General features: G+C 53.9%; 10 protein-coding genes. All 10 read left to right on the top strand.

The window, feature by feature from the left end:
• Nucleotides 1–65 precede the first annotated feature (65 nt).
• The 10 genes from PTZ19_RS23730 (at nt 66) to PTZ19_RS23685 (ending at nt 10,762) form a co-directional block, all read left to right on the top strand.
• Nucleotides 66–1,184, top strand: coding sequence for a hypothetical protein (locus PTZ19_RS23730; protein ID WP_276358098.1), 1,119 nt, complete (start codon nt 66–68; stop codon nt 1,182–1,184).
• A 296-nt stretch (nt 1,185–1,480) separates the two neighbouring features.
• On the top strand, nt 1,481–2,308 hold the full coding sequence (locus PTZ19_RS23725) for a ParA family protein (RefSeq protein ID WP_276358097.1): 828 nt from the start codon (nt 1,481–1,483) through the stop codon (nt 2,306–2,308).
• A complete protein-coding gene (locus PTZ19_RS23720) occupies nt 2,256–3,191 on the top strand; it encodes a ParB/RepB/Spo0J family partition protein (protein WP_479686552.1) in 936 nt (311 codons plus the stop codon). The genes PTZ19_RS23725 and PTZ19_RS23720 overlap by 53 nt, the downstream gene beginning before the upstream one ends.
• A 74-nt stretch (nt 3,192–3,265) precedes the next feature.
• Entirely contained in the window at nt 3,266–3,478 is a 213-nt protein-coding gene (locus PTZ19_RS23715) for a hypothetical protein (protein ID WP_276358096.1), read from the top strand.
• Nucleotides 3,479–3,483: 5 nt separating this feature from the next.
• A complete protein-coding gene (locus PTZ19_RS23710; RefSeq protein WP_276358095.1) occupies nt 3,484–4,074 on the top strand; it encodes a hypothetical protein in 591 nt (196 codons plus the stop codon).
• A 40-nt stretch (nt 4,075–4,114) separates the two neighbouring features.
• The gene (locus tag PTZ19_RS23705; RefSeq protein WP_276358094.1) at nt 4,115–5,236 is read left to right on the top strand and encodes an SAF domain-containing protein; all 1,122 of its coding nucleotides are present in this window, start codon (nt 4,115–4,117) and stop codon (nt 5,234–5,236) included.
• An 11-nt stretch (nt 5,237–5,247) separates the two neighbouring features.
• A complete protein-coding gene (locus tag PTZ19_RS23700; RefSeq protein WP_276358093.1) occupies nt 5,248–5,955 on the top strand; it encodes a hypothetical protein in 708 nt (235 codons plus the stop codon).
• Nucleotides 5,906–6,835, top strand: a complete 930-nt coding sequence (locus PTZ19_RS23695) for a MinD/ParA family ATP-binding protein (protein ID WP_276358102.1) — start codon at nt 5,906–5,908, stop codon at nt 6,833–6,835. Before PTZ19_RS23700 ends, PTZ19_RS23695 begins: the two co-directional genes overlap by 50 nt.
• Complete coding sequence (locus PTZ19_RS23690; RefSeq protein WP_276358092.1) at nt 6,832–8,814, top strand: ATPase, T2SS/T4P/T4SS family; 1,983 nt, start codon at nt 6,832–6,834, stop codon at nt 8,812–8,814. The genes PTZ19_RS23695 and PTZ19_RS23690 overlap by 4 nt, the downstream gene beginning before the upstream one ends.
• Nucleotides 8,750–10,762, top strand: coding sequence for a hypothetical protein (locus PTZ19_RS23685; RefSeq protein WP_276358101.1), 2,013 nt, complete (start codon nt 8,750–8,752; stop codon nt 10,760–10,762). Before PTZ19_RS23690 ends, PTZ19_RS23685 begins: the two co-directional genes overlap by 65 nt.
• Nucleotides 10,763–10,769: the final 7 nt, after the last annotated feature.

The raw sequence follows: 10,769 nt of genomic DNA, 5'->3' as shown, positions 1-10,769 counted from the left end.
CTTGCCCGTGATGCCCTAAAAAGCGACCCGTTCAGCAAGCCCTATTTAAAGGAGCATAATGTAATATGAAAAAATTGTTTTATGCAATGGTACCCGCACTGCTATTAACTGCGTGCTCCGAGGCGACATCAAACATCACAAATTCACCGACTCCTTTATACGCGGCAACAGCAAATCCAATCCAACCTTCGCTTACAGCCGCATCCAACACAATCCTTGTAACGGGACCACTCACATTGTCAAGGAACGATCTATTCCCGATTACAAAAAAGCAAGAATACTTGAGTGTGGTACTTACTAATGGAAAGTATTTCGAAGACTGGTCCCCAGGGCCTTTAATGGGTCGCAATTGGAAAGGGGAATTCCAAATCCAGCTTTCAAATGAAAACGGCGAAGTGAAAAGTGCCGTCGAATTAAACGGTTATTTTAATGATGAAATAGTGTTCAACTCGTTCTTTGACATCGATTTCGATGATTACAACGGGGATGGGAATATCGACTTTACCATTGGTCAATATGCATCGAGTAACGGTGGTATATTTAAACTGTTTACGCTTGATAAGTCTGGACGAATCGAAGAGTTGCCTATTAAGGGGCATCACGAAATATTCATGAGCGGTACTGGGCGTTATTCCACCAAGTTAGCTAAAAACAAATTGGGTTTTTCAAGCACGTTTTATGACAATAGTATTGGAAAAGACGTCATACAATCCTTTGTATGGGACGGAAAAGAATTCGTCAGTGAATCGAAATTCGATCAACCGATTACGGATTCAGATTACGATGTCTCTAATTTGGAACTGCCCCTGCCGAAGGGATGGAACTTGAGTACCGGAGACCGCTTTAACGCATCCATCACCGACGAGAACGGAGTTAATCTCGGGAGTGTTGTCACGTACCCGTATGCTGACGATTTTGACTTCAAATTTTATAAGCCCGACCATAGCGAAACCACAAGTGAAGAAGCGATCGAAACTCCCATCGGAAGCGGCAAGCTATATACGCTCGACGCTGACAACGGTACAGCCGCCTCCGGACTGACCGGCACACATGACGTCTATTTCGCTGTCATCCCGATACAAGACAAAATTATTTACGTACTGGAATTTTCAAAGCATGATAAGAAGGCAGCGACCAAAAAGCAATTTGTTGGTTTATTGAACGGGTTACGGTTAAAAAAGTGAACACCAACCGATTGGAGATAAGGCTGATCAGGGAGGTCCTTCAGCCCTTCGTTGTTGTTGGTCGATTACGCTAACTGGGAACGATAGTTGAATTAATTAGTAGAGAGCCGTTCAATCAATTTGTGGCTCTGCAATACCGAAAGTTCGCTAAAGCTATGATTAGAGGCCTTATATATGAAAGTTCAGGAGAACGCCCTTTTTGCGGCGTTCCCTTTTTATATAGATACTATTCAAACAGCCGGTTGCCCTGAAATATTCAGCGCAGCCGGCTTTTTGTGTGAAAGGAGAAATGTAGGATGTCCAAGGTGATCGCACTCGCCAATCAGAAAGGCGGCGTGGGCAAGACCACAACGGCGGTCAATCTGGGGATAGGTTTGGCTGGCGATGGAAAAAAGGTTTTGCTGGTCGATGCGGACGCTCAAGGCAACCTGACGGATTCGTTAGGGTTCCACGAACCGGATAATCTGTCAGTATCTTTAGCCACATTGCTGGCGAAAAAGATGCTCGAAGAATCCTATGAAGCGCGGGAAGGTATTTTGCATCACCATGAAGGCGTTGACCTGATGCCAGGCAACATTGAACTGTCTGCTGTTGAAGTATCGCTCGTCAATACGATGAGCAGAGAAACGATTTTACGTTCGTACATCGATTCGGTTAAAGCCGATTACGATTACGTGCTGATCGATTGCATGCCGAGTCTTGGCATGTTGACCATCAACGCGTTGGCGGCAGCGGACAGCGTCATTATTCCAGTGCAGGCGCATTATTTGCCGGTCAAAGGAATGACTCAACTGTTGCAGACTATTGCCCGTGTGCGCAGGCAGATCAATCCAAAATTGGTTTTGGACGGTGTGCTGCTCACGATGATTGACAGTCGGACAAAATTTGCCAAAGATATCTCCTTCATTCTTCGGCGGGACTACGGAGACATGTTACGTGTATTTAACACAGAGATTCCATTATCCATTCGCGCGGCGGAAACCAGCGCCAAGGGAAAAAGCATTTATGCCCATGACCCCAATGGTCAAACGGCAAAGGCTTATGCCGCCTTTACAAAGGAGGTGCAAGGCATTGGCAGCGAAAGACGACATGCGCGCCAGCATCAAACTGACCACAGTCGCTGATTTATTCTCCACTGAGGAGAGCCGCGCCGAGCAGCAGCGGGAAAAGGTGATGGAGATACCTTTGTCGGAAATCAGCGATTTTCCCGGCCATCCGTTCAAGGTGAAGGCGGATGAAGAGATGCTGGAAATGGCAGAAAGCATAAAGCAATATGGTGTACTGGTTCCCGGTCTGGTTCGTCCAAAGACAGACGGCAGCTATGAAATGGTAGCCGGTCATCGGCGTAAGAAAGCCAGTGAATTGGCGGGCAGAGAAATGATGCCTTGTATCGTTCGCGAACTGGACGACGATCAGGCAACCATCATTATGGTGGACAGCAACCTGCAACGAGAAAATATTTCGCCAAGCGAGAAAGCCTATGCCTATAAAATGAAGATGGAGGCGATGAATCGGCAAGGACAACGAACCGACTTAACTTCCCGACAAGTTGTCGGGAAGTTGGAAAGTGCCGATGTTCTTGGTCGAGAAGTTGGAGAAAGCGGTAGACAAATTCAACGCTACATCCGCCTTACCGAACTGACCCCCTACATTCTCGAAATGGTGGATGATAAACGAATTGCCTTTAATCCGGCCGTAGAGCTTTCTTACTTGGACGAAGAAGAACAGAAAGCCCTGTACGAAACGATGCAGTCCGAGGACTGCACTCCCTCGCTAGCGCAGGCGCAACGCATGAAAAAGCTGAGCCAGGACGGGCGGCTTAATGTGGATGTGATTTTCTCGATTCTCACGGAGGAAAAGCCGAACCAGAAAGAAAAGATGACCATCCAACGCGAGCGGATCGATCGCTTCTTTCCGAGGGAGTTTACTGAAAAGCAAAGGGAAGACCTGATCGTTCAACTGCTCGAAAGCTGGTATAAAAAGCGGCAACGGGAACAGGAACGTTAATCTGTATCCTGTTCGGCAGGCACTCTCCCCTAGGACGGAGAGCTTTTTTATGCCCATTTTTGGGGAGGCGATTCATGGTGTATTTCACGAAAGGGAGGCGTCGTCAATATGAGCGCCTGATGCAAGAAAAGCCGGGTTTCAACCGCTTTGAAGTTTTGGAGGATGAGACCGAGCAGCCGCGCACGCGAAACAAGAAATCTCGTGAAGCCGGTCAATCAAAGCGAAGCCGGGGAACGAAGAATCACCGCAATTTTCCAGGAAATGAGGACGGACAATGGAAGAAATAAAGCGAATGGTGGACAACTATGAAGTCGTTCAGGCCATCTCCATCGGGAAGGTGGAAGTGCTGCTTGGCATAGACGAAACCAATGCCGAACGTCCGCACATGGTTTGTACCTGCACCCGAAACAATTCGTTGGGTGTCGAGCAATTTTACGGGTTTGCAACCGGCGCGGATTATCTTGAAGCCGTGCATGACTTTGTTTCCCGCGTGCAATGGGAGCTGGAGGATCTCAAAGAAGAAAGGGCCAGTGTCAAGGTGCCCCTATCTCCCCTTACCCAAGCCCAATGCCAGCCGATTCGCGAAGACATGCGCATTGACAACCAGGTTGTTGTCATCCGGCCGGAACGGTTGCGACCCGAATATCGCACCGCTGTTAACCAGCTTGTGCTGGCACTAAGCGGTTTTGGCACCTCTGCCAATTCCCGAGGTCGCGCCGTCTACGTGATCAATCTGTATACCAGTGAAGAGGCTCGCTGGAATCGGGAGGATTTTATGGGTCTGATAAAACCGGAGCATATGCCTGCATGGGCGCAAGAAAAACTGGAGCAGCATCAGATTGGAACTCGGCAAAAGCCGAAGCGCCGTGACGAAGCCCGGTAAGAGATGAAATTCCATATAAAGGAGAAAGGAGACGTGAGCGATGTCGTGGACGTATCGGCACCGCAAGACGCTTATAATCGTCGCGATTGCCGTAAGCGTTTGTTTACTTGCGGCTGCGGCCATCTATTCTCTGATTAAGCAATCTGAGCAAGAGCAGAAACAGCAGCAAATGAAGGAACATTATGAAAAGCAAATCGAAGAACTGAAATCGATAAAGGAACAATCGCGCAGAAGCGTTTGGACTGTAGCGCGCACCATTCCTGCCGGTGACACGGTGAAGGCGGAAGACCTCAAGTCTGTCCCGATGCCTGCGAATCTGGTGCCGCAAGGGATGATTGCCGATCAGAATGCGGTCATCGGCAAAAGCGCCAAAATCGAATTACAGCCAGGCACGCCGTTGATGCCTTCCATGCTGTACGAGAGCGCGCCGATCCCGAAGGATTTGCGTGTGCAGGAGTTTCATGTCATTCAGCTTCCCTCCAATCTGCAAAAGGGACAGTACATCGACGTGCGAATCAACTTCCCGACCGGCGAGGATTTTATCTTGCTGTCGAAGAAGAAGGCGCGGGAGTTGTCCGGCAATGTCATCTGGCTGGAAATGAACGAGCTGGATATATTACGGACTTCAAGCGCGATCATCGATGCCTACTTGCAAGGCGCGCGGCTGTATGCCCTGCCCTACATCGAGCCGGGCTTGCAGGAATCGGCGGTAGTCAATTATCCCGCCAATCCGAAGGTGCTCGATTTGATGGAACATGATCCGAACCTGCTCGAAAAAGCGACAACCGAGCTTGCCCGCCAACTGCGAACGACACTGGACGACAACCTGAAGGCGATGAGCGAGTCGGACAAACTGCGCGTAACGAGCGGCAGCGTAACGGTTCAGCAGCAATTGCAAAACGAACGGATTGTCACGCAGCAAGGCAATGCCATGCATGAGGCGACCCCATCGCCGCCACCGGCAGGCGCAACGGTTACGGTCGATCAGGAACCGCCAGCAGCGCAGCCGCTGCCCTCCTCTTCCGTTCCGACAACGACGAGTGAGAATCGGCCGGAAACGTCAGCGGAGTCTACATCATCTGTTTCAACAGATCCGGCACCAGCTTCGCCGTCTGGAGAGACTGCAAAAGTGGATAAATTGGAGCAAATACTTAATCAGTGAAGGAGGCCGTCATGAAAAAAGTCGTATTTTTTGGCGCGCCGGACAAAAGCCACCTGCTCCTTGTGCTGGGCAAGCTGCTCACGGCGATGGAGCGAAAGGTGCTGATCGTGGATTCCACCCTTGCCCAGTCCATGCAAGGCTATTTGCCGCGAACGGATTTCGGCTGTTCGCTGCGGGAGTTTGAAGGCATCGATGTGGCGACCGGGCTCATCACGCCAGCGCAATTGGAACGTTCTTTGTTTCAAGCCGGAGGCGAAACAGCATACGATGTCATGCTGCTCGACACCGATTACACCGAATTTGTGAAAGGACGGGAGTTGCCGGGCTACGACAAGCGGGTTTGGTGCAGCAATTGGAGCCGACTCGGCATGCATAAAAACGCGGAACTGATGCAGCGGCTGTGCCTTCACGAAGCGGAAGGTCAGCCGCTTTCGTTTTACAAACTGATTGCTCCCACTCTGCCGATCGCCATACCCGAGTCGTATATCGATTCGCTGCTGCCGCAGCAGGCGATACGTTGGGAGGACACCGTGTTCCGCTTTCCGCTGGACGAACGGGATATGTCGGTCGAACTTGACAACCAGCATCATGGCCGCATCGACATCAGGCGGCTGTCCGGGGCGTATCGCCGGAACGTGCTGGACATGCTGCAACAGTTGTTTGAGTGCGATGCCAAAACCGCCCGGCGGGCATGGGCGCGGTCCCGAAGGCGCGGGTGAATCCAGGAATGTTGCACGAAAGGAGATGAAGCAAATGGGTTATACCGTGGTGTTTTGGAGTCCGGTTTCGGGACAGGCCGGTACGACGAGCAACCTGATTGCCGCCGCGGCGCTGCTCGGATTGGAATACTCCTCGCGCCTTTTGTTGCTTGGGCATTTGCAAAGCGAATACGCGGCCATCGAACGCGGCTTTTACCCGAGACGTTCCTGGATGAGCAGAGCGGACGCCCCGTCTGACGCGGGCATCGACGCGCTGCTCAGGCTTTTGCAAAACCGCAAGCTGGAACCGAACAGGTTGCGGGATTACACGCTGCCGCTGCTCGCCGATCGACTCGACATCCTTCCGGGATCGAACAAGCCGGATGCATCGTTTGTTTCCGCCGCACAGGACTGGCTTGCGCCCCTTTTGGAATTGACAAGTCGCGCTTACGATCTGTTATTGCTGGACGGCGGAAGCGGCAACCTTTCGGCGTGGACACAGGCGCTGCTGCGTCAGGCGAATTTGCTGGTCGTCTGTCTGCCTCAAAACGCGCTCAAGCTGGAGCAGGCCTTTCCGCTGATGGAGGCGCAGCTTCAGTCCGACCGGAAGCATTTGCTTGTATTCGGACAATACGATCCTCGCTCCGCTTTGACCGTTAAGAATATCAAGCGCCAGTTCCATCGGCGGGAGCCTGCGTACCCGATTGTCCATAATACGGGCTGGCTGGATGCGACCCAACAAGGAGAAGCCGTCCGTTTTTTATTTCGCAACCGGCAGGTGCCGCGCGATCATAAAAACTATCCCTTTATGCAACAGGTGCGGGCATTGGCGCAGGCGATCATCAACAACGTCGGACTGAACAAGCCTCTTTTCGGCGGGAAGGAGGACGATGACCGATGATGTTCGCGCTGAACGCTTTGCTTCTGGCGGGCATCCTCATCGCGGTAGGCGTCCTGCTCTATTTGCGCATGAGCCGCCGCTTGCCGGAACAGCCGGACGAAAAACCGGTCTATACGCTGGAAGCGATGACCGCGTTCGTGAAAGAGGCGCTGCACGAGATGACAAGCAGCAACCTGATCGATTTCGGCTTGTCGGAAGAAGAATACCGCCGCCGCAAAAACAAGCGCGCGGAACTCAAGAAAGCGTTGCGGGGCTGCACGTCCGGGGATTTGCGGGACAAGGCGTATGTGAAGCAGGTAATCGCCGATTTGCTCGACCAGCGCTACAATCTGGACGACGATAATCTGAACCGGCTTCTGCCTTTTGACGATCCGAAGTTGCTCTCGCCGCAAGATCAGTTTGACATCCTGCTCTATCTGTTTAAGAAACAGTATCGGTTGAGAGCGCTGGACGAACTGATCCGCCAATACGAACTGGACCGCCCCAAGCGGAGCATGGAAGACGAGGAGACCGAGTCGTACCGGATTACCGCCGACGAAATCCGCGACATCTACAAGCAGGAAGCGCGCAAGCTGTCTGCCGAGGACAAAACGCAGATCGTTGTGCAGCGGATATACCAGCAGTACAAAGGGTTTAGCGTCATCGACGAAATCCGCGACATGAAAATTGACGGCGTATCGGGAGGCGTCTCCGGCATCCCGCCCTCGATGTGGGAAGGCGAATGGAGCTTGGAGGAAGAAGCGCAGCTTTCCGAGGTGCCAAGGTCGCATGACAGCGTGTGGCTGTTTTATAAAGGGAAATCCATTCATTTGAGTTTTCTGTCCTTCGGCTCGGAGCAAGAACTCCGGCGCGTATGCCAGAACGTGTACAAACATAATTTTCCCGGCCAATTGTCCGAGGCGAACGGCTTTAAGGTGAACGAAATGGCCGATGGCTCCCGCGTCGTCGTGCTGCGCCCCCGGTTCAGCGAATCGTGGGCTTTTTTTGTGCGCAAATTCGATGTGCAAAACGCCACGCTCGAACAGTTGATCCAGGACGACAACGCGGAGTTGCCTATCGGACTGATTCGATATCTCGTCATGGGTGAGCGCATTACGGCCATTACCGGCGCGCAGGGCAGCGGCAAGACGACGCTCTTGATGGCGATGGTGCGCTACATTCCGGCCATCTTGCCGATTCGGGTGCAGGAAATGAGCTTTGAACTCCAGCTTCGGAAAATATACCGGGATCGCAACATTTTAAGCTTGCGGGAAACGGAAACGATCTCCGGGCAGGACGGTCTGGACATCCAGAAAAAAACGGACGGCTCGGTCAATATTTTGGGAGAAGTGGCGACCGACCCGGTTGCGGACTGGATGGTGCAGATGGCGCAGGTCGCGTCGCTGTTCACCTTGTTTACGCATCATGCCAAAACGTTCCGCGATCTCGTCTATTCGCTGCGCAACTCGCTGCTGAAGACAGGGGTGTTTACAAACGAAAAAGTGGCCGAGCAGCAGGTCGTCAGCGTCATCAACTTCGATATTCACCTCAGGCGGGACGCGGACGGACATCGCTACATCGAACGAATTACCGAATGCGTCCCGGTGGAGCAGGAGATGGCTTATCCGGAGACGTTTCGCCACAAAACGACGACCGAGGAGAAAATGACGGCGTTCATGGAGACGATGCTGGAATATTTCCGCCGCTCGACGGACCGACCGCTTTACGTCGCGCGGAACGTCATCGAGTACCGCGACGGACGCTATGTCGCCGTTCATCCGTTGTCCGAGCGAAGCCGCAAGGAAATCGCTGCATGCCTCGCCGGGCCGGACCAGGCGGCGTTCGAGGCGTTTTTGGCGGTTCACTGGGGGGATAGCGATGAGGCTAGAATGGCTGTCCCTGTTGCTGGGCGCCGCGACGGTGCTGTTCCTTGCGATGGTGGCGGCGTTTCAATGGGTATCCCGCCACGGTTCGGACGTGGAGGCCGTTCGGCGGTATGAAGCGTTGCGCAAACCGGGCAAAGTCCGCAAGAAGCAAGCGCTGCACAGCGTGTTGCAGCAGTTGTATCGCGTTTGCGAACGCGTGCCGATCCTGCGCCCTTATTTGCTTCATATTCGCAAACGAATGACCATTCTCCAGCTTGGCGACGAATGGAAGCTGCGGCTGGAGACGATGCGGACGGCACTGCTGATTTGGGGCGTGCTGCTCGCGGCGGCTATTCCACTGGCGCTCGGCGTGCGCGACCCGGCCGCGCTCGGCATGATTGGCATCGGCTTCTGGGTTGGCCACGGAATCCTTTCCGACAATCTGGTCCATCGGCTGGAGACGCGACTGCTTCGGCAACTCCGGCATTTTTTCTCGGATGTGCGTCATCATTATCATCGTCATGGCATGGTGGAAGAAGCCATTTATGAAGCGGCGGACGGCGCGCCGTATGAGATGGCGCTGCACGGACACGAAATATACGAAGTGCTCACGGCAAGCGACGCCGAGCAGCGGCTGGCGCAGTATATCGAGAGCGCGCCGAACCGCTATTTGCAGGGCTTGGCCGGGCTGTCGCATCTGGTGAAGGAATACGGCGACAAACGAACCGCAGCCGGTTCCGTGTACTTGAAGGCGCTCGGGAAGCTCGCGACAGAACTGAATCTGGAACTGCTGCGCCGCGAGCGCCTCAGTTTCCTGTTGCAAGGACTGACCGCCATCGCGCTGTTGCCGCTCTTGTTTACCCGGCCGATCGAAGCTTGGGCCAGCCATTACTTTCCGGCCATGGACGCCTTTTATGCGAGCACGACCGGCTGGATCGTGAAAATCGGCCTGATGGCGGTCGTATGGCTGTCCTACGTCCTGCTGCGGAACATTCAGGAGCTGGACGCGAGTCCAAAACCAACCGGCCGAAAAAGATGGGAGAAACGGGTTTGCGAATGGCCGTGGATGCGCTGGCTTGTGCATCGTTTCGGTCCCGCCCCCGGTTCCCGGGAAGCTGACCGCATGGTCAAGCTGCTTAAAGACACCGCGTCGCCGCTTCGGCTGGAATGGCTCTATGTGCAGCGCATCGTGGCGGGGGGCATGGCTTTTCTGGCAGTGCTCGGGATGTTTATTACGCTTCATGCCGCAAGCCGGCATCAAATCCTGTATGTGCCGGTAAAGCCGGGCATCCTGTTCGGCCAACTTTCGCCGGAGGAGGAAGCCAAGGCGCGCGAGGCGGCGGCGCTCGATCGCCGCATCATCGATCGCGTAAAGGAGGTGAAGCACCGCACCGAAGAAACGGTGATGGCCCTGCTCCGCAGCGAAACGCCGACGGCGAATCAGGACGATCAGCTTCGCGCCGCGGCTCGGCGCATTATGGGCAAGCTCACGAAGCTGGACAATCAGTATGTAATGTGGTGGGAAGCGCTCCTCGCCGCTCTCGCGGGATGGGGCGGCTACGCCATGCCGGTCGGCGTTCGGATGTTTCAGCGGCGCATGCGGCAGATGGAGATGAAGCATGAAGTGGATCAGCTGCATGCCGTCATCGCCATGCTGGCGGATCTGGACCGGATGTCGGTCGAGCATCTGCTCATCTGGATGGAACAGTTTGCCCGCGTGTTCAAGGAACCGCTGCAAACCTGCTTGCTCCATTTCGAACAGGGCGCAGATCAGGCGCTGGCGCAGCTGAAAGAGGATGCGCCGTTTGTGCCGTTCGTCCGCACGGTCGAAAAGCTGGAACTGGCGGCGCAAAGTTTGCCGATTCGGGAAGCGTTCGACGACCTGGAGTCGGAACAGGCTTACGCGCAGGAGCAGCGCAAACAGGAGTACGAGCAATTGATTGAGCAAAAGGCAGGCTGGGGAAAATGGATCGGGTTTGCGCCGATGATGGCCCTCATTTTCGGCTATCTGGTCATTCCGCTCGTCATCGTCAGCTTGCACCAGATGTCCGTTTACTACGAACAGCTTCAGCGCATTCAGTAAGCGGACA

This window comes from Cohnella caldifontis, assembly GCF_029360585.1.
GTDB lineage: Bacteria > Bacillota > Bacilli > Paenibacillales > Paenibacillaceae > Cohnella > Cohnella caldifontis.
The sequence above is the reverse complement of the archived record's forward strand: the minus strand, read 5'-3'. Positions and strand labels throughout refer to the sequence as shown.